This is a genomic window from Streptomyces sp. MS191 (assembly GCF_008042125.1).
GTDB lineage: Bacteria > Actinomycetota > Actinomycetes > Streptomycetales > Streptomycetaceae > Streptomyces.
In genome coordinates this window covers 172,567-193,876 of the sequence record NZ_RDBI01000057.1, presented here as the reverse complement: position 1 = coordinate 193,876, position 21,310 = coordinate 172,567, and the positions used below count along the sequence as shown (strand labels likewise).

At 72.2% G+C, this 21,310-nt stretch carries 20 protein-coding genes and 2 pseudogenes; 11 read left to right on the top strand and 11 right to left on the bottom strand.

Annotation, left to right across the window (positions count from 1 at the left end; translation table 11 throughout):
- Nucleotides 1-89: 89 nt before the first annotated feature.
- The 5 genes and pseudogenes from EAO71_RS25905 to EAO71_RS25885 all read left to right on the top strand — a co-directional run bounded on the left by EAO71_RS25905 (nt 90) and on the right by EAO71_RS25885 (nt 5,365).
- Complete coding sequence (locus EAO71_RS25905; protein WP_147980215.1) at nt 90-1,418, top strand: LCP family protein; 1,329 nt, start codon at nt 90-92, stop codon at nt 1,416-1,418.
- Between the two features lie 265 nt (nt 1,419-1,683).
- Nucleotides 1,684-3,066 carry a hypothetical protein gene (locus tag EAO71_RS25900; protein WP_147980214.1) on the top strand — a complete coding sequence of 461 codons (1,383 nt, stop codon included), beginning with the start codon at nt 1,684-1,686 and terminating at the stop codon, nt 3,064-3,066.
- Between the two features lie 170 nt (nt 3,067-3,236).
- Nucleotides 3,237-3,590 (top strand): annotated as a pseudogene (locus tag EAO71_RS39770) (VOC family protein).
- A gap of 171 nt (nt 3,591-3,761) precedes the next feature.
- The gene (locus EAO71_RS25890) at nt 3,762-4,958 is read left to right on the top strand and encodes an aromatic ring-hydroxylating oxygenase subunit alpha (RefSeq protein WP_147980213.1); all 1,197 of its coding nucleotides are present in this window, start codon (nt 3,762-3,764) and stop codon (nt 4,956-4,958) included.
- Between the two features lie 164 nt (nt 4,959-5,122).
- The gene (locus tag EAO71_RS25885) at nt 5,123-5,365 is read left to right on the top strand and encodes a hypothetical protein (RefSeq protein WP_147980212.1); all 243 of its coding nucleotides are present in this window, start codon (nt 5,123-5,125) and stop codon (nt 5,363-5,365) included.
- A 121-nt stretch (nt 5,366-5,486) separates the two neighbouring features.
- Here EAO71_RS25885 and EAO71_RS25880 read toward each other — a convergent pair whose 3' ends face one another.
- Nucleotides 5,487-6,641: a serine hydrolase domain-containing protein gene (locus EAO71_RS25880; RefSeq protein ID WP_147980245.1), complete on the bottom strand. Its 1,155-nt coding sequence runs from the start codon at nt 6,639-6,641 to the stop codon at nt 5,487-5,489.
- Between the two features lie 187 nt (nt 6,642-6,828).
- Between EAO71_RS25880 and EAO71_RS25875 the strand changes: the two genes are divergently transcribed.
- On the top strand, nt 6,829-7,590 hold the full coding sequence (locus tag EAO71_RS25875) for a MerR family transcriptional regulator (protein ID WP_147980211.1): 762 nt from the start codon (nt 6,829-6,831) through the stop codon (nt 7,588-7,590).
- A gap of 139 nt (nt 7,591-7,729) precedes the next feature.
- Here the strand turns inward: EAO71_RS25875 and EAO71_RS25870 are convergent, their stop codons facing one another.
- Both EAO71_RS25870 and EAO71_RS25865 read right to left on the bottom strand, forming a co-directional pair.
- On the bottom strand, nt 7,730-8,863 hold the full coding sequence (locus EAO71_RS25870; RefSeq protein WP_147980210.1) for a PP2C family protein-serine/threonine phosphatase: 1,134 nt from the start codon (nt 8,861-8,863) through the stop codon (nt 7,730-7,732).
- A 157-nt stretch (nt 8,864-9,020) separates the two neighbouring features.
- A complete protein-coding gene (locus EAO71_RS25865) occupies nt 9,021-9,977 on the bottom strand; it encodes an NADP-dependent oxidoreductase (protein ID WP_261992355.1) in 957 nt (318 codons plus the stop codon).
- 77 nt (nt 9,978-10,054) lie between these two features.
- Here EAO71_RS25865 and EAO71_RS25860 point away from each other — a divergent pair, with 77 nt between their 5' ends.
- Both EAO71_RS25860 and EAO71_RS25855 read left to right on the top strand, forming a co-directional pair.
- The gene (locus EAO71_RS25860; RefSeq protein WP_147980209.1) at nt 10,055-10,453 is read left to right on the top strand and encodes a winged helix-turn-helix transcriptional regulator; all 399 of its coding nucleotides are present in this window, start codon (nt 10,055-10,057) and stop codon (nt 10,451-10,453) included.
- A 251-nt stretch (nt 10,454-10,704) separates the two neighbouring features.
- Nucleotides 10,705-11,316: an HAD family hydrolase gene (locus tag EAO71_RS25855; protein WP_147980208.1), complete on the top strand. Its 612-nt coding sequence runs from the start codon at nt 10,705-10,707 to the stop codon at nt 11,314-11,316.
- A 38-nt stretch (nt 11,317-11,354) separates the two neighbouring features.
- On the opposite strand, the gene EAO71_RS25850 is transcribed toward EAO71_RS25855, so the two are convergent.
- Nucleotides 11,355-12,206, bottom strand: a complete 852-nt coding sequence (locus EAO71_RS25850) for an SDR family NAD(P)-dependent oxidoreductase (RefSeq protein ID WP_147980207.1) — start codon at nt 12,204-12,206, stop codon at nt 11,355-11,357.
- A gap of 176 nt (nt 12,207-12,382) precedes the next feature.
- Nucleotides 12,383-12,730: a PASTA domain-containing protein gene (locus EAO71_RS25845; RefSeq protein WP_147980206.1), complete on the bottom strand. Its 348-nt coding sequence runs from the start codon at nt 12,728-12,730 to the stop codon at nt 12,383-12,385.
- Between the two features lie 338 nt (nt 12,731-13,068).
- On the opposite strand from EAO71_RS25845, the gene EAO71_RS25840 reads away from it, so the two are divergent.
- Nucleotides 13,069-13,632 (top strand): hypothetical protein, encoded by a 564-nt coding sequence (locus EAO71_RS25840; RefSeq protein WP_261992354.1) that lies wholly within the window; start codon nt 13,069-13,071, stop codon nt 13,630-13,632.
- Between the two features lie 29 nt (nt 13,633-13,661).
- Here EAO71_RS25840 and EAO71_RS25835 read toward each other — a convergent pair whose 3' ends face one another.
- Nucleotides 13,662-14,630, bottom strand: a complete 969-nt coding sequence (locus tag EAO71_RS25835; RefSeq protein ID WP_147980204.1) for an aminoglycoside phosphotransferase family protein — start codon at nt 14,628-14,630, stop codon at nt 13,662-13,664.
- Nucleotides 14,631-14,821: 191 nt separating this feature from the next.
- Entirely contained in the window at nt 14,822-15,628 is an 807-nt protein-coding gene (locus EAO71_RS25830; protein WP_261992353.1) for a class I SAM-dependent methyltransferase, read from the bottom strand.
- A gap of 117 nt (nt 15,629-15,745) precedes the next feature.
- On the opposite strand from EAO71_RS25830, the gene EAO71_RS25825 reads away from it, so the two are divergent.
- A complete protein-coding gene (locus EAO71_RS25825) occupies nt 15,746-16,459 on the top strand; it encodes an alpha/beta fold hydrolase (RefSeq protein ID WP_147980203.1) in 714 nt (237 codons plus the stop codon).
- Between the two features lie 54 nt (nt 16,460-16,513).
- Here the strand turns inward: EAO71_RS25825 and EAO71_RS40325 are convergent.
- The 4 genes and pseudogenes from EAO71_RS40325 to EAO71_RS25800 all read right to left on the bottom strand — a co-directional run.
- Nucleotides 16,514-16,862: pseudogene (locus EAO71_RS40325) on the bottom strand (transposase); the annotation flags it as partial.
- 81 nt (nt 16,863-16,943) lie between these two features.
- On the bottom strand, nt 16,944-17,321 hold the full coding sequence (locus tag EAO71_RS25810; RefSeq protein ID WP_147980202.1) for a fic family toxin-antitoxin system, toxin component: 378 nt from the start codon (nt 17,319-17,321) through the stop codon (nt 16,944-16,946).
- On the bottom strand, nt 17,321-17,557 hold the full coding sequence (locus EAO71_RS25805; protein ID WP_147980201.1) for a hypothetical protein: 237 nt from the start codon (nt 17,555-17,557) through the stop codon (nt 17,321-17,323). The genes EAO71_RS25810 and EAO71_RS25805 overlap by 1 nt, the downstream gene beginning before the upstream one ends.
- A gap of 395 nt (nt 17,558-17,952) precedes the next feature.
- Nucleotides 17,953-20,649 (bottom strand): ATP-binding protein, encoded by a 2,697-nt coding sequence (locus EAO71_RS25800; protein ID WP_261992352.1) that lies wholly within the window; start codon nt 20,647-20,649, stop codon nt 17,953-17,955.
- Nucleotides 20,650-20,809: 160 nt separating this feature from the next.
- On the opposite strand from EAO71_RS25800, the gene EAO71_RS25795 reads away from it, so the two are divergent.
- Entirely contained in the window at nt 20,810-21,292 is a 483-nt protein-coding gene (locus EAO71_RS25795; protein WP_147980200.1) for an ATP-binding protein, read from the top strand.
- The last annotated feature ends 18 nt before the right edge of the window (nt 21,293-21,310 follow it).

Below are 21,310 nucleotides of genomic sequence, written 5' to 3'. Positions count from 1 at the left end.
GGCGGGCGGTCGCTAGCGTCGGGCATCCGATCCGCCGACCGTCGACGGCGACACGCCACGCGCCGGTCCCCAGCCTCAGGGAGGTCGCGTTGCTGCGTACCGCCACCACCGTCGCCGTGCTGACCGCTCTGGTCTCGGGAGCGGCCTGGGCCGGTTCGCCGGCCGGCCGAACCGCCGCGGGACACGGGACGAACATCCTCGTCGTCGGCGTCGACAGCCGTGCCGGTCTGTCGAAGGCGGAGAAGAACCGCTTGCACGTCGGTGGCAAGGGGTGCAACTGCACGGACGTGATGATGCTCGTGCACCTCTCGGAGGACCGTCGCCGCATGAGCGTCGTGTCCCTGCCCCGGGACTCCTACGTCGAGTACGCCGACGGCAGCGGTGTCCGCGGCAAGATCAACGGTGCGTACGCCCGCGGTGGCGGGACGCTGGCCGTGCGGACCGTCGAGAAGGTCACCGGACTGCACGTGGACCACTACCTGGAGACCGGGTTCACCGGATTCGAGAAGGCCGTCGACGGGCTGGGCGGCGCGACCCTGTGCACCGACGAGCACCTGACGGACGAGAACTCCGGGCTCGACCTCGCACCGGGCATGCACCACGCGGACGGCAACGGCACACTGCGCTACGTCCGGGCCCGGCACATTCATCGGCCGGGCGATCTCGGCCGGGTACGGCGCCAGCAGCGCACCGTCTCCGACCTGCTGACCCGGCTGACCGCCGAGGGGGCGCTGGCCGATCCGGTGGCGGCGGCCGGGACCGCGGTCACGCTGCTGAAGTCGGTACGGACCGACGGGCACACGGACGCCCTCGACCTCGCCCGTATCGGCATGGCACTCGCGCGGCTGAGTCCCGGTCGGACGGAGTTCGCCACCGTCCCGATCCGGCTGTTCGACCACCGCGTGCCGGGAGTCGGATCGACGCTGGTCTGGCACGAGGCCCGCTCGCAGGCCTTGTGGAAGGCCCTGGCCCAGGACCGGCCGATCACGGGCGACCGCCGCATCCAGCCGGTCCCCCGGACTCCGGCGCCCAGCAACCCCGCCGGAATCAGGGTGCGGGTGGACGAGGCCGGGGCGGCATCGGCGCTGAAGGCCGGAGGGTTCGTCGTCACCGACACCTCCGCGACCGCACCGCGGATCCGTCCCGACGGTCCGGCGGTGATCCGGTACCCGGCCGGGCGGGAGACGGAGGCCGCCACTCTGGCGGCGGCGCTCCCCGGTGCCCGCAGGCAGGTCGTCGCCGGCACCGGCGCGTACCTCGACGTGGCGGTCGGCACCCGGCAGGCGGCGGTCAGAAAGGTCACCTACGACCGGAACGTGGCGGAGGGCGCCCCGGTGACCGCCGACCGCCTCGGCTGCCTGTCCGGGCGGGCCCGGCGTGCCCCGGGGCCGGCTGTCACGGGACACGAAGGGGACTGACGCGGCCGAGCCCGCGGGTGCCCCCTCGCAGGGTGTCCGGTGCCCCGTCGCCGAACGCGAAGGGACACACCGCGCCCGCTGTCCGGGGCGCGGCTGCGGAACGCGGACGGAGTGCTCCGTCCGGGCCACCACTCGCCCGGACGAGCCATGCGCCCGCCCCGGACGGATCACGCCGGGAAGCCGGCGGGGACCGCGCGTGGTGGGCTGGGCCCGGTCGATCGCGATCCCCCGACGCCGGCCGTTCACCGCAGAATGGAGAGTCCTGATGTCTCGTCGTCGTTCGCCGGCCGTCCTCGGCCTCGTGGCGGGTGCGCTGGTCGCGGTACCGGCGCCGGCCGCTCACGCCGCCGCGGTGGAGGTGCGCTGCTCGGTCCCGGATCTCGTCGCGGCGATCAACACCGCGAACAGCTCGGCGGGCCCGGACACCCTCCGGCTGGCACGCGGGTGCACGTACCGGCTGACGGCGCCCGCCGCGGGCAGTCCCGGCAACGGACTGCCCGAGATCCGCGGCGAGATCCGCATCGACGGCCGCGGCGCGACGATCGCCCGCGACACGAAGGCCCGGAAGTTCCGCATCCTCTTCGTCGCGGGGACGGGCGATCTGAGACTCGACCGCGTCACGATCAGGGGCGGCTACGCCGTGGACTGCCCCTTCTTCGAGGAGCAGGTCCCGGGCATCGTCTGCGGCGGCGGTGTCTCCAACACCGGAACGATGAAGGTGACCCGCAGCAAGTTCGTCGGCAACACGGCCCGGTCCGACGTGTTCGCCCAGGGCGGCGCCGTCGACAGCCCCGGTACCGGAAGCGTGAGCGAGACCGAAGTGACCGGCAACCACGTCGTCTACAGCGGGACCGGTGCCGGCGGGGGCGCCGCCGGCGCCGCCATCGCGAACGACGGACCGCTGACGGTCAGCCGCTCGCGACTGACCGCGAACACCGCGACCGTCACCAAGGACACCCAGAGCACCGCCTTCGGGGCCGGCATCATCAGCTTCGCCGAGACGACCGTCAAGGACACGATCATCAGCAGGAACCGTTCCTACGCCCCGGGTGGGTTCGCGCGTGCCGCCCTGTCCAACGGCATCCCGGAACCCGGCAGACTGACGGTGACCGGCGGCGCCGTCACGGACAACACGTCGGACGCTCCGCACGGCACCGCACAGGGCGGCGGCCTCGCGAACAACGGCCTCATGACCGTGAGCAAGGTCAGGATCAGCGGCAACCGAGCGGTCGCCAGGAACGGCACCGCGCGCGGTGGCGGTGTCCGCGTAGGGCCCTTCGGCACCCTCGACCTGACGGGCAGCCACATCACGGGCAACACCGTCGACGCGCCGAACGGCACGGCCCAGGGCGCCGGCCTCGACAACCCCGACGGCGGAACCCTGACGGCCACGCGCAACCACGTCCTCCGGAACACGGCCACCGCGAGGAACGGCACCGCGGAAGGAGGCGGGCTCTACCACGCCGGAGGGTCCACCGGCCTGGGCACCACCACCCTGAAGGGAAACACCCTCACCCATAACCGGGCGGGCGACGGCGGCGGCATCTTCAAGGCCTCCGGCGCCCTCACCCTCGACGGTGACGTCGTCCGCGACAACCGACCGAACAACTGCAGCCCGGTCGGCACGATCCCGGGCTGCACCGGCTGACGGCCTCCCGAGGATCAGCCGCGGTCGGGCGGACCGGACCTCGGGGACCGGCCGTACGCCGTACTCCACCTGCGGAACGCAGCCGGGTCCCGACGGGTCCCCCGGCGAACGGGAGGCAGGTGGGGTGTCGTGCCGGGGCCGCCCGATCGCGGTCCTGGCAGGATGACGGCATGGAACGTGTGAAGGGAATCGGCGGCTACTTCCTGCGGGCCGCCGATCCGGCGGCGCTGAACGCGTGGTACCGGGACTGCCTGGGCCTGGACGCCGATGAGAACGGCCTGTGGCGTTAGGAGACGGGGGTGACGGTGTTCGCGACGTTCGAGTCCGGGACCGACTACTTCGGATCCCGCGCGCAGCGGACCATGGTCAACTTCCGGGTCGGCGATCTGGACGCGATGCTCGCGCAACTGCGCGCCAAGGGAGCGGACGTGGCCGAGGAGACGCAGGACATGGAGGGTGTCGGCCGGTTCGGCTGGGTCACCGATCCCGAGGGCAATCGGATCGAGCTGTGGCAGCCCGCCTGACCGCGTCATCCCGGCCGCTGGTGCCGATCTGCCGCTCCCGGCCGTGTCGAGCGCGACCGCCTCGACCCTGACGTCGGCCGTGACCGTACCCCCGTCCGGAGGCGCTGGACGGGCGGGGGCGTGAGACGGCCGTCAGGATGGACGTGCCGTCCCAACCCCGTAGGGAGCGCCATGACCGACGTCGACGGAACGGCACGTGATCTGCTGCCGGGGCACCCCGATCCGCGGTCGGACACGGTGGACCTCCGGCGCGTCGGAGCGCATCCCGACCACTGGTACCCGGTCGCCCTGTCCCGGAGCGTGAAGCGCCGCCGGGTGATCGCGACCGCTTTCGCCGGCGAGCGCATCGCGCTCTACCGGGGGAACAGCGGTGCGGTCCACGCCCTGGAGGACCGGTGCGCCCATCGGCAGGTGCCGCTGAGCATGGGGGTCGTCGAGGGAGAGGCCCTCCGCTGCTGCTACCACGCCTGGGCCTACCGCGGCGACGGCCGCATCTCGCAGATCCCCTACCTGTCCAAGGGCGATGGCCGGCCGCCGCGCGGGGTGCGCTCCTATCCCGTCCGCGAGGCGTACGGCCTGGTGTTCGCCTTCCCCGGCGATCCAGGGAAAGCGGCGTCGACGCCCCTCCCCGACCTGCCGGCCTTCGGCTCCCCGCGGTACCGGACCATGACGTACTCCCGCACCGTTCGCTGCCACTACTCGTTCATGCACGAGAACCTGCTGGACATGAACCACCAGTTCCTTCACCGGGGCGTCGTCGGCAGACTCCACCCCGAGCTGCTCGGATTCCGGAGCGACGAGCGCTCGGTGGAGGCCCGGTACCTGTTCACCCACGCCGGCGGGAAGCGCAGCCGCAGCGCCGGCCTGCTGGCCCGCGAGGGAATCGGCGGTGGGGACTCCCGTGACGTCATGACCATCCGCACCGAGTACCCGTACCAGACGCTCGACCTGGTCCCGGAGCATGCGGACGCTCCGGCCTTCCGCCTCTGGGCGGCGTACGTCCCCGAGGACGCGGAGCAGCGCAGGTGCCGGGTCTACGGCCTGCTCATGATCGAGAAGCCGCGGATTCCCGCCGCCCTGCTCGTGGCCTGGCCGTTCGTGCGGCATTTCACCGAGCGGGTGTTCGCGGAGGACCGCAGGGCGGTCGAGGCGGAGCAGCGGGCCTGGGACGAGCAGGGGGAGGACCGCAACCACGAGGTCTTCCCCCTGATCCTCCGGGTCCGCGACGTGCTGCGCGCCAACGGCGTGCCCCTCGCGACGCCCCGGGGCGCTCCGTGCCCCGGACCCTCGACCTGCGACGGCCCCCCGCACGCTTCCTGCTCCCGCTCCCCCGCCCCGGACACCGCCGCCGACGGGGAACCGGGGTGACGCGAGGGGGCCGAGCTCCCGACCCGCGTGACGCACGCTGCGCAGACGGGTCCGTCGTGTGAAGCTGGAGGAGGGGTCCCCATCCATCGAGCGGTGGTACGTCGTCGACGGCCAGGACTTCCCCTCGAGGCGATACCAGCCACTCTCTCATCAGGGAGTCGACCATGACGGAGCAGCGCCAGAGGAGCGAAGCCATCCCCGAGGAATACAGCGGACTGATCGGAGAGTTCCGCGGCCTCCTCGAGAAGTACCCCGATGCGTCCGGACACTTCTCTCTCGCGTACCACCCCGAGGGCCATGCGGGGGACGTGGGTCTGACGACGACGGCGGCGATCACCCAGCCGGTCTTCGAATGCTCGGAGATCGAACCCGGATTCGTCGTGTGCAGGCGCGTCCACGAGCAGTGATCCCGCGGAGGCCGCTCGGGGCTCCGACGGCAAGGACCGTGCCGTCGTCGTCCGGCCCGCACGTCGGTCGCCTCCCCGGAGCGCCGGCGTTCTCGCCGCCCGTCCCCGCGTGAGCGGGCCGCTACCTGCTCGCCGCCGGAGCGGCGCTGGGGCAGAACTCGCTCTGCAGGAGCTCGGTGAACGTGGCGATCGGGTCGTTCCAGTCACCGTTGGCATTGACCGCGAGTGTGCGCCGGCCGCCGCGGGTGCCGAAGGTGTAGGTCCAGGAGCCGTTGATGGCACCGCCCATGCCCCAGACCGTGACGCCGCACGCGAGTCGCTGCGAAGCCACGCCCAGCCCGTAGGTGGTGTCGGGGATCCAGTTCTTGGTGGCGACCATCGTGAACATGTCCTGCTGTTGGGCGTGGGGCAGGAGGCGTCCGCCCAGCAGCGCGCCGAAGAACCGGTTGAGGTCTCCGGCCGTGGAGACGATCCCGCCTGCCGCCCAGCCCCAGGAGGAGTTCAGCTCGGTCACGTCGTGGACGGCCGCGTCGGGCTCGGTCAGCATCAGCTTCGAGTAGTGCCGGCCGTGGGGTCCGTGGATCAGCGGGTCGTCGCCGCGCGGCAAGTACGTCCCGGTCAGCCCGAGCGGCCGGGTGATGCGCTGTGCGAACGCGTCGGACAGGGACCTGCCGGTCACCCGCTCGATGATCAGTCCGGCGAGGATGTAGGGGGTGTTGGAGTATCCCCAACCGGTGCCCGGAGCGAAGGTCGGCGGGTGGGACAGGCCGATCTCCACGAGCTGCTCGGGGCGGTAGCCGTCGAAGCGGCTCCGGAGGAACGGCAGGCCCGCGCCTCGGGACCGCATCACGGGGTCGTTGACGTAGTCGAAGATCCCGCTGGTGTGGTTGAGCAGGTGGCGGACGGTGATCTTCTCGGCGTCGTAGCCGGGTCCGCGCACGACGCCGGGCAGCCACTTCTCCACCGGGTCGTCGAGGCCGAGTTCGCGTTCGGCGGCGAGTTGCAGGATCACGGTGGCCGTGAACGTCTTCGTGGTGCTGCCGATCCGGAAGCGGTCCTGCGGCCGGCGCTCCCGGCCCGTCGCGGTGTCGGCCACCCCCGCGGTGCCGAACCAGGTGTCGCGGCCGTCGCGGATCTCGGTGAGCATGCCCGGGACACCGCCGTCGGCCACCGCCCGGTCCAGCACACGCTGGATCTCGAGGTGGTCGGTACGGACGGGTGCCGCGTACGCCGAGGGGGCCACGGCAAGCAGCTCGGTCACCGCGCAGGCGGCCATGAGCAGTCGGCCGCCTGCGTGAACCACTCGCTTGAGCAGGGGTTTGCCCAGTAGGGCGGTCCGGGGGGCGGAGGCGGGTCCGGAGGCCGGTCGGGTTGCTGTCGTCGTGTTCATGATGAGATCGTCGGACCCTGACGCAGGGTCAGGGTCAAGCGGCTTCGGCCGCTGATTCTCCGGGGGACCGAAGATGCTGACGATCGGCCAGGTCGGGGCATGTCTTGGCGTGACGGTGCGGGCCATCCGTCACTACCACCAGCGGGGCCTGCTCGCCGAGCCCGAGCGTGACGCCTCGGGGTACCGGCGCTACGGGGCGGACGCGATCGTCGCCCTCGTCCGCATCAAGACCCTGTCGGACGCCGGTGTCCCGTTGGCGCGGATCGAGGAGCTCATGGGCGCCTCTCCCGAGGGGTTCGCCACGGCGGTCGCGGACATCGACAGCGATCTGAAGGAGCAGATCCGGGACCTGCATCGACGCCGGCGCCGGATCGCCGAACTGGCCGCGGGCGAGGCGCTGTTCCTGCCCTCGGAGGTCGTGGTCCTCTTGGACCGGCTCCGCGAGGTCGGGCTCAGCCCCCAGACGGTACGGACCGAGCGCGACACGTGGATCCTGCTCGTGGCGCAGTACCCCGACCAGGTCGCGCAGTGGGCGCGGCAGAAGCAGGCGCTGTTCGAGGATCCCGCCTTCCAGCGGCTGTACCTGACCGCCGACCAGGCCGCCGGATGGGATCGCGACGACCCGCGCCTGGAAGGCCTCGCGGACGAGGTGAACGCCTTCGGTGGCCTTCGGACACCTGACTCGGAGGGCGCCGAACCGGTGCTGGCCATCGACGGCCTGGTCGCCGTCACCCTCATGGCAGCGCAGACCGGCAGGCCGGTGCCGGCCTGGGAGCGGCTGATCGAGCTCTGCCGGATCCGCGCGAACGGGGCGGCGACGCCGTCCTGTTCGTAGTGCCGCSCCCAGGGTGGAGGCGTGGGCGGAGAGGCGTGGGCGGAGACGCGGTTCCGGATCGGCCGGTGCGGAAGGCGGACCCGCCGGGGGCGCATCCGGCGGAAGGCGGCACCGCCGGCGGGAGCGGACGGGCGGGTTCTCACCCGAGGCGCTCGACCGCGAGCAGCGCCGCGTCGTCACCGAGATGGCCGCCCGCGTAGGCGTGCAGGTCGGCCCGCAGATGGCCGAGCAGGCTCGGCGGGTCGTCTCCGGCCCAGGCCGTGAGCCGATCCGTCAGGGGGTAGAAAGCCCTCGTCGGGTCTCGGGCCTCGATGACCCCGTCCGTGTAGAGGAGCAGCACGTCGCCCACGTCGAAGGGAAAGGTCTCCACCGTCACGTCGGGGGCGAGGACGCCCGCCAGTCCCAGCGGCGGGCTCGGGTCGGCCGTCTCCAGGGGGATCACGCTCCCTGCCCTGAGGAGCAGCGGCGGCGGGTGACCGCAGTTGACGAGGCGAAGGACGGGCTCGTCGTCGGGGATGTCCAGCACCAGCGCGGTGACGAAGGCCTCGCCGGAATCGTCGGCCTCCTCGGCGTCGTCCGTCGCCGCTGCTCTCGCGCTCTCGGTCTCCTCCGTCGAGGAGCCGACGCCCGCCTCCAGATGCCTGATCAGTTCCGGCAGTTCCTGCTCGCGGGCCGTGACGCGGAAGGCGCCCAGGACCAGTGAGGCCTCGCTGATCGCGTCGAGCCCCTTCCCCCTGGCGTCTCCGATGAGCAGTCGGGTCCCGTCGGCCGTCCGGGCCATCGCGTACAGGTCGCCTCCCATCTGTGCCTCCTCCTCGGCCGCCAGGTAGACCGAGGCGATGCGCAGGGGGCCCGCCCGGTCCGGGATCGGCCGGAGGACGACCTTCTGGGCCGCATGGGCGATGGAGCGCAAGCGCCGCACCCTGTTCTCGTCGCGCTCTCGCAGGTGGGCGAAGAAGGTCGCGATGATCGAGATCAGGACCAGAGCGATGATCTGGTAGGTGTGGTTGAGATCGGTGATGCTCGTGCGGGCGAGCGCCACGACCGACTGGGCCACAACGGCGACGGCGCCCACGAGAGCCGTCATGCGCGGTCCCGCGAACGACGCCGTCATCGCGGGCGCGGCGATCAGGAACGGTCCGAGGTGAACGTCAGGGGGGACCAGGACGTCGACCACGGTCACCGCCGCGATCAGCGCGAAGGGCACAACGAGCAGCAGTCGACCACCGCGTCGGTGGAGGCGCGGGACGAAGCCCCTTCGGTGGTCATCCATGTGACAGGCATACCTCAGGCGATGGGGTGTGCCTCGTCACCTGCTCCCCTCCATCGCGCGGTACGCACCGGATGGACCACCAGGTCCCTCCGGGCGATCTTCTCGGGTCCGCGCCGCATCCGGAGTGGACAACCGCGGAAGGGTGTCCTCCCGGGGATCAGGTCCGCTCGGCGGGAACGAGCACGAGTCGACCGCGCATCCCGCCGGCGGCGAGCCGGTCGTGCGCCTCGGCCGCGCGCTCGAACGGGAGGGTGCCGGCCACCCGCAGAGTGAGATCCATGGCCGCGAGTTCCGCCAAGGCGGTCCCGTCCGCACTGATCCACTGCTGGTGAACCCGGACGCCCCGCAGCGGGGGCGGGGCCGAACCACCGACCACGGTGACGTACGCGCCCCTGGTGCGGACGGCGGCCAGGGCACGGACCCCGAGCCCCGCCGTGTCGAGCGCGCCGTCGACTCCGCCCGGCACCAGCCGCCGGACGTCGTCCGCCAGGTCGCGGGTGTCACGGGCGACGATCCATCGGGCACCGCGATCGCGGACCCACGTCTCGTCACCGGGGCCGGCCTGGGCGACGACGCGCAGCCCGCGCCGGCCGGCCAGTTCGACGGCGAAGCCGCCGACCGCGCCTGCCGCTCCCGTCACCAGCACGGTGTCGCCCGCGGAGAGACCGAGCAGGTCGAGTGACTGGAGTGCCGTGAGGCCGTTCAACGGCAGCGTCGCCGCGGCCGCGGCGGAGACACCGGGCGGAGCGGAGGCGACCGCGGTGGCGTCCAGGACCAGGTGTTCGGCGTAGGCACCCAGCGGCACGTCGAGCAGGTCGCGCAGCCCGATCACCCGTTGTCCCGTTGCGAACGTGCCGACGCCGGCTCCGATCCCGTCGATCACACCCGCGACGTCCCACCCGATGCCCGTGCGCTCGCGGGCCGCCATCAGCCCGGCTTCGACGAGCGCGCCGGAACGGGTGGCCAGGTCGACGGGCTGGACGGTCGCGGCCTCGACGCGGATCCGCACCTGCCCGAAGCCCGGCTCCGGTATCGGAACCGTCACCGACTCGAGCACCTCGGATCCGCCGTGGCCACGGGCCACCACCGCTCGCATGAACTCTTCAGCAGTCATGTTGCAGAACGTACGGACTGTTACTCTCCGGCGGGAAGTACGCACTTCAGGGTGCGTCAGGCACCGTGAGGAGAGCCATGCCGACCCGCACCGCCGCCGAGCGCCGGGCTGAGGCGAGCACCGCCTACGACGCCTACCTCGCCCGATGCCCCGCACGGCAGCTGCTGGACCGCATCGCCGACAAGTGGGTCAGTCTGGTGGTCAACGCCCTTGCCGACGGGCCTCGGCGCTACTCCGACCTGCAACGCACGCTGGCGAGCGTGAGTCAGAAGATGCTCACGCAGACCCTGCGGCACCTGGAACGGGACGGGCTCGTGTCGCGGACCGTGACGCCGGCCGTCCCCGTCCGCGTCGAGTACGAACTGACCGCGCTCGGCCGTTCACTGCTCCCGGTGATGCGCGCGATCAAGGACTGGGCGGAGGACCACATGGACGAGGTGCTCGCCGCGCGTGCCGCCCACGACGCCGCGGACTGACCCGACCGACGGTCACCAGGTCCTGTCCGGCCGGGCAGCCCCGCCGTCGCGATCAGCATGAGCACCCCCTCGCATGCCCGACCGGTCACCGCGGTCGGCTCAGCCGCGACATGGCGGCTCGCGACAGAGCTGTCACAGGGTTCCAAGATCACTTGACCTCGCCTCGGGGCGAGGGACGACAGTGTCTCCGTGGATCACTTCGGCGAGCGCTGTGCGCTCGCCGGCCGGCAGGACGGAAGAGGGGACTTCGCGTGACCGCGACCTGCGTCATTCTCGACATCGGCGGCGTACTGGAGATCACGCCGGAAACGGGGTGGGTGCGACGGTGGGAGGAACGGCTCGAGCTGCCGTCGGGCACCGTGAACGAGCGGATGCGCGATGTGTGGCGTGCCGGCAGCCTCGGGAGCATCGGCGAACGAGACGTGCACGAGCAGGTGGCGGCGCGCCTGGGTCTCGACGCCCACCAGGTCGAAGGGTTCATGGCCGATCTCTGGACGGAGTACCTGGGGACGCCGAACGAGGAACTGATCGACTACGTGCGAGGACTGCGGGGTTCGTGCAGGCTCGGCATCCTGAGCAACAGCTTCGTCGGCGCCCGGGAACGGGAGGCGGAGCTGTACCGATTCGACGAACTGGTCGAGCAGATCGTCTACTCCCATGAGATCGGCCTCGCCAAGCCCGACCGGCGGGCTTTCGAGGCCGCCTGCGTCAGCTTGGACGTGCGCCCGGAGAACTGCCTCTTCGTCGACGACGTCGCGGTCAACATCGAAGCGGCCCGAGCGGCGGGCATGCGGAGCCACCTGTTCGAGGACAACGCCCGGACCATCGCCCGGATCGCCGCCCATGTGAACACCGGCCCCTGATTCCACGCCTGCGACCGTGCCCGGCTCGTGCGCCTCGCCTACGCATCCGTTCTGGTCGCGCCGCGCAGCTGCTGACTGTGGCCGAGGAGGCGGTGGGTCAGCTCCATCAGGCGCTCGCGGGCCTCGGCGTCGTAGGCCTGGTCATGGGCGCGGGTGTCCGTGAAGCGGTCGAAGTAGCGGCCCGTGGTGGTGGCGAGTTCCGGGTCGAGGAGCAGCCGCACGGTCGGGCGGACGCCCTCGTCGGTGCCGATGACGGGGGTCAGGCCGTACGCGCGGACGCCCTCCGTGTCCATGAGGTGGGCGGGGTGGAGTGTGTTCACCGTGACGCCGGAGCCGTCGAGTTCCGCGGCCAGCTCGAAGGTCGCGGTGATGAGCGCGAGCTTGCTTCTGCAGTAGGCGCGCAGGCCCTCGTAGTCGCGTTCCAGCATGACGTCGTCGAAGTCGACGGCCTCCTGGCCGATCGAGGCGACGTTGATCACGCGGGCGGGGGCCGAGGCGGTGAGCAGGGGAAGCAGTCCCCTGGTGAGGGCGTACGGAGCGAGGTGGTTCACGGCGAATCGGAGTTCGTGGCCCTGGCGGCTCAGCTCGCGCGTGAACGGATCGGATCCGCCGCCCGCCACGGCGTTGTTGATCAGGCCGGAGAGGTGCGTCTCCGCCGCTCGGATCTCGTCGGCCATCGCGCGCACCTGGTCCAGGTCGGCCAGATCGGCGAGGTAGGTACGGACGGTGACGTCGTGGGCGGTGGCCCGCGCTTCGGCGGCCACGGCCTCCAGCCGGTCACGGTTCCGGCCGTGCAGCAGTACGGTGCCGCCACGCGAGGCCAGGTCGAGTGCGAGAGCGCGGCCCATGCCTTGGGTCGCGCCGGTGATGAGAGTGGTGCGCTGGGTCATGCGATCACCGTGGCAGTGAACCGACAGTGGAGGGAGGGTGTGTTGAGCCTGGTGTTGTCACCACCAGGCTCGGCCGCTCCCCGCGCTCGCCGGTCAGCGGTGGAACGATCGTGTGCCCTGTGAGCAAGGGTCAGGCGGGCCGGAGGCCGACGCGACCGGGCCCGCCTCCCCTGATGTCAGCAGCTTTCGCCGGTCTTCACCGCTCCGAGGATGATCTTCTGCCCACCGTCGAGCGCGGCGCCCGGGCCGGGCTGCTGCGTGCAGATCTTCCAGCCCGTGGCGGCGCCGTCGGTCGGTACCACCCGACCCTGCCCGGACGCGTCGTCCACCCGCAGCGTGCCCTCCAGCTGGGCGACGGCTCCCGCGACGCTTCCGCCGATGATGTCGGGCATGAAGCCCTTCATCGACGGCGCGGGCCCGGTGCTGATCGAGGGGGCGGAGTCGGGCTTCGGCGACGAGGTGCAGGCCGACAGTCCGACGACCATGGCGCCGACGAAGACGGCGACGAGACGGGTGGTTCGCATGATCTCCCCTTGGGCGTGCGCGTGTGAGGGTCCATCATGCACGCATGGGCATGGCCATGATCAGACTCTGCGGCTTTCGGGCGGTGGAGCCATCTGGCGCGGCTGAGCGCTGCGGTCCACGGCCTCAAGGCCACCCGCTTCGGACGGGCTACGCCCTGAACGACGAAGCCCCGGTCGTGTCATGGACGTTTGTCCGAGCAGAGAGGTGGAAGGGTTGAGTCCGACGTACGGTCGGCCGACCCGCGCCCGACAGGGCCGATCTTCCTCGACACCATGACTCGAACGGGGCCCCGCCGATGCGCCTCTACGCTCAGACTCCCGCACGTCGGAACCGTCAGGTGCTCGTTGATCTGATCGCCTTACTCCTCATCGCCGTGGTGGTGTGGGGCGCCTTCGCCGTCCGCGAAGCGATCATGCGTCTGGCCGAGCCGGGGCGGAAGGTCGAAAGCGCGGGCGACGGCCTGGCCGATGAGCTCGGCAACGCCGGTGACGCGGCCGGGGACGTGCCGCTCGTCGGCGGCCTGCTGAGGAAGCCGCTCCAGTCCGCGGCCGACGCCAGTACGGGGTTCGCCGACGCCGGGGAATCGCTGCAGGAGGCCGTCAGCCACGTCGCCACCGTGACCACGACCGTTCTGATCGTCGTCCCGGTGGCCTTCGTGCTCCTGTTGTGGCTGCCCCCGCGCCTGCTCTGGATCCGGCGCAGCATGACCATGCGGCGCCTCGCCGACGCGCCCGGAGGAGCCGACCTGCTCGCCCTGCGCGCTCTCACCGGCCCGCCGCGCGACCTCGCCGCGCTTCCCGTCCCGCCGGGCGGTCTCGCCGACGCCTGGCGCCAGGGGGATCAGCACGTCATCGCCACGCTCAGCGAGGTCGCACTGAAGCGGGCGGGTCTGCGGCCCTGACCGGCGGATCCCGCACGTGGACGGCTCGTTCACGCCGGGCGAGGAGCGTCGGCGGCATCGGCCGCTCCGTCGTGCCCGACGGGCCGGCGGATCGATGCGACGAGTCGTCGCATCGCGGCGTGGGCGGGTGGGCCCCAGGTCGCCTTGCCGCCCGGGCGCCCGCGGAGGCCGGCCTCTCCGATGAGGATGCCGCCGAGGGCGCGCATGACGGCCCAGCCGCGGGCCCGGCGCAGCGTCGCGGTGTCCGCGGCCGGCCGGTACGCCTCGTGGAAGCGGTCGACGGCACCGGCCGGCAGCAGCGTCCAGGGGGCGGCGAGGTCGCAGGCCGGATCGCCGGCGCAGAGGTCACCGAAGTCGATCACGCCGCAGAAGGTGCCGTCCGCGGTGAGGATGTTCGCGGGATGCAGGTCACCGTGGAGCCAGAGTGCCGGGCCTGCCCACGGGGGTGCGGCGACGGCGTCCTCCCAGACGGTGCGGACCGCCTCCGGGTCGGGGATCAGGCCCATCTCGGTGGCCGAGGCGAGCCCCTCGGCGAACCCCTCGGCATGGTCGGCCAGCGGTCCCCCGCGGCCGCGGCCGACGGGCGCGTCGTCGGGGGCGGGACGGTGAAGAGCCGTCAGGAAGTCGGCCAGGCTGGTGGCCGCGTCCTCTGCGCGCGTGGCGGGGGCGCGGTCGGCGGGCTCGCCCGGCACCCAGGTGGTGACGATCCACGGACGCGGGAACCTGTCGGAGGGCTCCCCGAGCCGCTGCGGGACGGGGACCTGCAGAGGCAGGCGCGGCGCGAGGGTGGGCAGCCAGGCGTGCTCCTTGCGCAGCAGCGCGTCGGCGGACTGCGTCGCCCAGGGCAGCCGGACGGCGAGGTCGTCGCCGAGCCGCCACAGCTGGTTGTCCCAGCCACGCGCGCCGAGCCTCACCGGCCGGTCGGCCAGGTCGGGATGCTGGTCGCGCAACAGGTCCCGGACCAGCTCCGCGGTGATCTCGATCTCGGTAGGGGTCATGTGAGGCAACCGTAGCCGGGCCGCGGTCCGCCGCGAACGCAGCAGACCGGCCATCGTGGCAGTCCGGGGGCCGGGCGCGGCCGTCGTCGCGCGCCCGGGGAGAGCACCCGGACAGACCCAGTGCCGCATCAGGCAACATGTGCCCCATCCTGACATCTCACGCCCGTCCTCGGCGCCGGCGCGCCCTGTGTTCAGGCCGCGGCACGGAAGACGTACGCCGTCATCGGGGCGGTGACCGGCCCTGGGCCCAAGCGGGCAGTCATCTCCTCGATGACGGTGGCCCGGACAGCTGGTCCGTCGCCGCGCTCCTCAACGGCCGCGCGCACCGGTGTCCCGGTGAGGTACCCGGTGGCAAGGTCGGCGGTCGACGCGGCCCGGCCCTGAAGCGTCAGCTCCTGCTCCTCCTCGACGGTGAACCCGGCAGCCGCCAGATCAGCGGCCACGGCAGCGGGGTCGGCGTAGCCATGCGGAACCGTGGGGAAGAATCGCGGTGGGTCGACCGGAAGAGCCCGCTCCAGCCCTGCCTGCAGCGCGACTTCGAAGCCGTGCGTCCCGAGCGGGCCCCAGGTGTTGAACAAGAACCGGCCGCCCGAGGCCAGCACCCGCCGGACCTCCGTGAAGGCCGCGACCCGGTCGGGAAAGAACATCACGCCGAACTGGCATACCACCAGGTCAAAGCCTCCGTCCGGGAACGGGAGCCGCTGCGCGTCGGCCTGCCGCCACACGGCTCCCGGCGCCCGGGCCGACCCGAAAGCGACCATGGCCTCGTTCAGGTCGGTAGCCGTCACGTCGGCCGACGGTGCTGTCGCGAGCAAGCACGATGTCAACACGCCCGTCCCCGCGGCCAGTTCGAGGATTCGCCGAGGGCGGAGTGCCGCCGCCCTCGCGGTCAGCTCTTCGGCGAAAGGCCTGAAGACCACCGGTACGAGGTACTGCTCATAAGCCGCCGGCATCGACTCGGACCACCGCTGGTCGGCATTGCTTCCCGTCACCCTCATGACGGTAGCGCCGCGCCCGGAGACCTCTGCCCCGCCGCGCAGCCCTGACACCGCACCAGGGCGCGTATCGAAAGTATTTTCCAGGAGATCGTCAGGCTGTCCGGCTACGGTGCGGGCATGGTGAATTTCGTGCTGGTCGCAGGTGCACGGCTCGGGGCGTGGGCGTGGGGCGAGGTGGTGCCGTATCTGCGCGCGGCTGGCCACGGCGTCTATCCGTTGACGCTGTCCGGTCTCGCTGACAAGCAGGGTGTACCGGCGGGGCAGGCGACTCACGTCCAGGACATCGTTGCCGAGGTAGAACGCCAGGGTCTGCGTGACGTAGTCCTGGTGGGTCACAGCTACTCGGGCATCCCGGTAGGTCAGGCCGCGGAGCGGATCGGTGACCGACTGGCCCGCGTGGTATTCGTCGACTCAAGTGTTCCCACTGACGGCGAGTCGTTTGTCTCCGCCTGGCCGGACGGCGGGGCGGCCGTGGAGGCGTCGATCGCCGAGAGCGGAGGGTTTTGGCCGCTCGCGCCAGCTGCTCATTACGACGGCGAGGGTCTCACCGATGAGCAGATCGCACGCCTCGTGCGTGGCTCGACGCCTCATCCGGGTGCCACGCTGACCGAGCCCGCTGTGCTGGCGGGGCCGCTCGGTGAACTTCCGGCGACGTACATCCTGTGCGTGATGCCGGGGGCCGAGCCTGACGACGCCGAGCCCGACGAAGTTGTGGCTGAGCTGCTGAACAGCAAGCGCTGGCGGCTGGTCCAGATGGACACCGGCCATTGGCCGATGTTCTCCCAGCCGCGCGAGCTGGCGCAGATCCTCCTCGATGCTGCCGTGGAGTGAGAGCACCTCGATGCCTGCGGGCTGGTTTTGGACGCGCTTGATGTGTGCTGGTCGCAGCCATTCGCCGATGGCCGCTATGAGGACGGTCGCCTCATAGCGGACCGCTCGCTTGTCGTATCGCGTGGCGACGGCGCGGTACCTCTTGAGGCGGTTGATCCCACACTCGACCGCGTGGCGCTCGCGGTAGTCGACCGGGTCGAACTTCGGCGGCCGGCCGCCGCGAGAGCCGCGCTGTTTGCGGTGGCGCGCCTGGTCTACCTGTCCGGGATGGTGCAGCGGATCCCTCGGCGACGAAGGTAAGCGCGGTTCTTGCGGGAGGCGTACGCCTGATCGGCACGCACCCGATCGGGCGGACGCGCGGCCGCCCCGTCTTCGTCCTCGTCGGCAACAACGGCTCCAACACCGCCCACTGTTCATCAGTGAGATCACCCCGCCCCATGAATGAAGACCATTCATGGGGCAAGATCCACTTTCGATACATGCCCTAGCTGGCCGTGGGCCAGGAGTGCAGCAGGGAGGCGATGTTCCCCGCCGTGCATGCCGGGTCGAGAAGAAGGTCCTTGAGGGCGACGGCGTCCTTGCGGGTGGGCTTCACGGAGATGCCGACGGCCTCGAGGTACATGACGCCCGTCGCCGCCGCGACGGCCATGTTCGAACGCTCGAGCCACCGGCACCGACCCAGCGTGTGCACCAGGGCCGCGGCCTTGGCGTAGGGGCCTTCGTAGACGGGCTGCTCGAACAACTCCGCGCGGTGGCGGGCGACCGCCGCGATGGGCACGCCGTAGTCGTCGGGTGCCGGATCGTTCGCGCCGGCGGCTTCGGCGACCTGCAGGATCCAGGGGACGTCGATGTTCAGGTCCATTACGCCGCGTGCGCCCCACGCGGCGCCTGGGCGTCCTCGGCCTCGTCGAAGACGTCCTGGTGCTCGGCCAGGAAACGAGCAGCCGCGTCCACCGCCTGAGCCCGCAACCCGCTGGCGTCGTCCTGGACCAGTCGCGCGAGGTAGTCCCCCACGCTCAGTCCCAGATCGGCGGCGCGCTTCCGAGCGAGCTCCGCCACGTCCGCGTCCACCCTGGCACCCAGCTGCGTCTTCCCCATACCAGGGATGGTAACAGCCGTTACCACTTAATGACAGGGGAAGGGGGGAAGGGGGCGGGACCGCTCGGCAGTCCGTCGTTCCGGCGTCACCCGGCGCGCCGGGAGCTGATGCGATGGTTTTCAGCCATGGTGCCGACGCCTGGCGGCGCTCCGGGCCGGCTGCGCAGGCCATGGGTGGGGTGAGTCAGGGCTCTCGATGATGGCTTACCGGATCCTCCGGACAACGGCCAGGCGCGCGCCCGTGGGGGATGGGCGCGCGCCTGGTGTGTTGCCGATATGCCGGGGCGAGCCCCGTTGCAGCGCCGCATGGGGGTGGAATGCGGCGCTGCCCGCACCGATCGTGGCGTGAAATCTGCTACCGAAGCATCCGGAGGCGGAGCTTTACGGATACCTATTCAACTCGAAGCCGCCTCCAGAGCGTCTGCGAGCTGCTGGCGGGAGTGCACACCGGTCTTCTGCAGGGCGCGGGCCACATGCTGCTCGACGGTGCGCGGGGAGAGGTGCAGCGTGGTGGCGATCTCGCGGTTGGACATGCCGGCGGCCGCCAGTTCCGCGACCTCCGCCTCGCGGGGCGAGAGAAGGTCCCCGTAACGGGGGCGGCCGGGCGGCCGGCGTTCCGCGGCCGGCTGGTGATGGCGCAGATCGGCGCGGATACGGGCGGCGTCCCAGGTGGCGCCGAGCGTGTCGAAGACGGTGGCGCAGCGGGTGAGCTCGGCGACGACGGTGCCGCCGTCGTCCTCGAGGGCGAGGCGGCAGCGGGCCACGGCCGCTGAGGTGAGCGCCTGGTGGTAGGGCCGGGGCAGTACGCGGTAGGCGGCGGCGGCGGTCCCGTAGAAGTCCGCGGCCTCGGCCGTCCTCCCCGTCCGCTCGGCCAGGATGCCCCGGGTCCATGCGAGGGCGGCCTCCGCGGACGGCGCGTCCCGGCCTTCCAGTCCTGCGGCGAACTCGTCGGTCATCGCGGCGGCGGTGGCCTCCTCCCCCGCTCGCAGGGTGGCCTCCACCGCCCAGGGCGCGAGTTCCGCGGCCCAGGACCAGATCCCCTTGCTCCGCAGTCGCTTCCAGGCGGCGGTGGCCTCGGTGGCGGCGCCGGCCAGGTCGTCGTGGGCGAGGGCCAGTCTGATCAGCGCACCGGACACGGTCGCCGAGACCGGCACGGGGCCGGTGTCGAGGTCCGCGGCCTCGGGACCGGTCAGGTGGGTGACCGTGTCGGCCCACTCTCCTCGGGAGAGGGCCAGCAGTCCGAGGACCATCCGGGCGTCGGAGGCGAGGTAGGGCATGTCGCCGGCCTCGTCGGCGAAGGCCCTGGCCCGGTCGGCGAGGCCGGCCCACGCTCCGGTCGCCCAGTCGAGGACGAGGGTGCAGCCGCGACCGGTCCGTTCGGCGTAGGCGGCACCGCTGCGAGCGGCCAGGACGACGCCTTCGGCCAGCAGCGCCCGCGACTTCTCGTAGTGGCCGAGCCAGACCGCCGCGTCCGCGGCGTTGCACAGGCCGCGGGCCGTCTGCTGGCGGCAGCCGACGAGCCTGCTGTCCCGAGGCAGGCGCTCGACGAGCTCCCACGCGGCCGGATCGCCCGTGTTGAGCAGGACGCTCACGCGGTTCGCCGCGACGGCGGTCTGCACGACCGGGTCGCCCGACTCCTCCGCGACCGCCACGGCGCGCTCGATCCAGACGACGTGCTCGGTGAGGGAGGGGCCGGGTCCGTAGGGCATCGCCAGGGCGGACATCGCCCGGGCCTGCGGCACGGGCCTGCCGTCCAGCTCGCCCACCGCGCGGATGAGCTCGGCCCGCCCCTCGATGACCTGTCCCATCTGATTGCACTGGAGGAGTCCGAGGTCCAGGCGGATCTCGCCGCGCACACCGGCGGGAAGCCCGGAGTCGGCCACGATGTGCCGGAGCACCTTCAGTGTCTCGTCCGAGCGCAGGCCCACCACGGCGCAGCGGGCGAGCAGCGTGGCGAGCCGGGACCGGGCCTGCCCCGGGACGGGGCCCGTGGCCAGCGCCGACTCCAGCAGACTCACCGCCCGCTGCTGCTCACCGGCTTCCTCGAACCGCTCGGCGGCCCGCTCGACGGCGTGCAGCCACCCTCGCTCGTCGCCGCAGCCGAGACGATGGGCGGCGACGCGTTCCCAGTCGACGGGCTGGCGCGCCGCGAGCAGGCGTCCGCTCCGCCGGTGCAGGACCTCGCGATCGGGCCCCGTCGCCGCGGTGCGGACGGCGGCGGCGGCGAGCGGTGAGGTGAAGCCGTACCGGCCGTCGCCGCGTTCCTCCAGGACGGCGGCCCGGAGGGCCGCGACCAGGGCGTCGTGACCGGTCCGACCCGTGAGACCGGCCACGGCGGCGAGGTCGCGGGACGTCGCGGGCTCGTCGAGAACGGCTGCGGCGACCACGATCGGCCGGTGCTCCTCCGGGATGGCGGCGGTGCGACGCAGTACCAGGGCCTCCAGCCGTGGCGGGGTGCCCAGGCGGCCGAGCGCGGCGGCAAGCGGCTCCCCCGTGGCTTTCGCCGACCGTGCGGCCAGTTCGTCGAGCAGGTCGGCGAGCGTCTGCGCGACACCGCCGGAGACGCGGTGCAGGCGGTCGACCAGGCCGGCCGTGCAGCGGTCGGCTCCGAGCACGGCCTCCGCCATCGCCCGCACGGCGGTCACGTCGAGCGGCGCGAGGCGGTGCCGTACGACGGTGAGCGCGGCGGGAAACTCGGTGCCGGGACCCAGGACCAGCCCGGGTGCGGCGAGCTCCTCGGGGCGGTAGCTCAGGACGCAGGCGAGGTGAGAGGGCGGGGCGGCGAACAGCCGGCCCAGGCCCGCGATGTCGGCGGCGTGGGCGCGGTGGACGTCCTCGGCGACGAGCAGGGCGGGCCCGGCGGTGCGGGGCAGCGGCCCGTCCGGGGCCGTGAGGGTCGTACGGTGCACGGTCGCCGGCAGGTCCGCCGTCAGCCGCCGCACGAGGCGGCTCTTGCCGGTACCGGCGGCACCCTCGACGAGCAGGAGCAGGGGCCGACCGGGTGCGTCCTGCGCGAGAGCCGCCTCGAGTCGCCTCCGCAGCGTGGCCTCGGCGTCGCCCGCTGTTCGGGGGAGGTCCGGGTTGGCTGTCACGAGTCCTCACGCGCCTCATCGTTGATTGCGTATACGTACTCAGTCTGCCCTGATTGCCGCGCGCTCCGGTCGGCGGGCACCGTGGAGTCTGTCAGGCCTCGTCGTCCGCCGGACGGCGGGCCCGCCGCCGACGCAGTCGGCTGCCAGGCAGGAGTCCCGCGTGAGAGACGTGACGTGTTCGAGCCGCGGTGGGGCGCGCCCGGGGCACGGGCCGCTGGAAGCGGAGCCCTTCGAGCGGGTGACGTCCGGTGCCGGATGCGTCCTGGCCGTGGCCGTACTCCCCGCGTGCCCGCGAGCCGTGCCCTGCCTGCGTCGGCTGACGACGGTGGTGGCGCGCACCCGCCGCCTGTCCTCGGCCGCGGAGGAGGCCCTGGCCGTGGTCGTCAGCGAACTGGCGACCAATGCCGTCCTGCACAGCGGCAGCCCCGATCTGGTGGTGGCGTTGGAGGCCGACGACCACTCGGTGACCGTCGGGGTGCGCGACCACGGGCGGTGGCGGGAGCGCACCGCTCCGCGCTGTGAGCCGGTCGACATGGATGTCGAGTTCGGCCGGGGGCTGGACCTGGTCGACGCGTACGCCGTGGACAGGTCCGTGCTGTGTGACGACCGGGGCACCCTGGTGCGGGCCGTGATCGCGTTGTGACGCGAGCGCGAGCCGGTT

Coding starts and splice junctions, on each gene's coding strand:
- EAO71_RS25900 (WP_147980214.1), top strand. CDS start 1,684: ATGTCTCGTCGTCGTTCGCCGGCCGTCCTCGGCCTCGTGGCGGGTGCG.
- EAO71_RS25870 (WP_147980210.1), bottom strand. CDS start 8,863: ATGGATGACCACCGAAGGGGCTTCGTCCCGCGCCTCCACCGACGCGGT.
- EAO71_RS25835 (WP_147980204.1), bottom strand. CDS start 14,630: ATGACCCCTACCGAGATCGAGATCACCGCGGAGCTGGTCCGGGACCTG.
- EAO71_RS25890 (WP_147980213.1), top strand. CDS start 3,762: ATGACCGACGTCGACGGAACGGCACGTGATCTGCTGCCGGGGCACCCC.
- EAO71_RS25860 (WP_147980209.1), top strand. CDS start 10,055: ATGCCGACCCGCACCGCCGCCGAGCGCCGGGCTGAGGCGAGCACCGCC.
- EAO71_RS25825 (WP_147980203.1), top strand. CDS start 15,746: ATGGTGAATTTCGTGCTGGTCGCAGGTGCACGGCTCGGGGCGTGGGCG.
- EAO71_RS25880 (WP_147980245.1), bottom strand. CDS start 6,641: ATGGCCGCCTGCGCGGTGACCGAGCTGCTTGCCGTGGCCCCCTCGGCG.
- EAO71_RS25875 (WP_147980211.1), top strand. CDS start 6,829: ATGCTGACGATCGGCCAGGTCGGGGCATGTCTTGGCGTGACGGTGCGG.
- EAO71_RS25865 (WP_261992355.1), bottom strand. CDS start 9,977: ATGACTGCTGAAGAGTTCATGCGAGCGGTGGTGGCCCGTGGCCACGGC.
- EAO71_RS25830 (WP_261992353.1), bottom strand. CDS start 15,628: ATGAGGGTGACGGGAAGCAATGCCGACCAGCGGTGGTCCGAGTCGATG.
- EAO71_RS25885 (WP_147980212.1), top strand. CDS start 5,123: ATGACGGAGCAGCGCCAGAGGAGCGAAGCCATCCCCGAGGAATACAGC.
- EAO71_RS25810 (WP_147980202.1), bottom strand. CDS start 17,321: ATGGACCTGAACATCGACGTCCCCTGGATCCTGCAGGTCGCCGAAGCC.
- EAO71_RS25845 (WP_147980206.1), bottom strand. CDS start 12,730: ATGCGAACCACCCGTCTCGTCGCCGTCTTCGTCGGCGCCATGGTCGTC.
- EAO71_RS25805 (WP_147980201.1), bottom strand. CDS start 17,557: ATGGGGAAGACGCAGCTGGGTGCCAGGGTGGACGCGGACGTGGCGGAG.
- EAO71_RS25850 (WP_147980207.1), bottom strand. CDS start 12,206: ATGACCCAGCGCACCACTCTCATCACCGGCGCGACCCAAGGCATGGGC.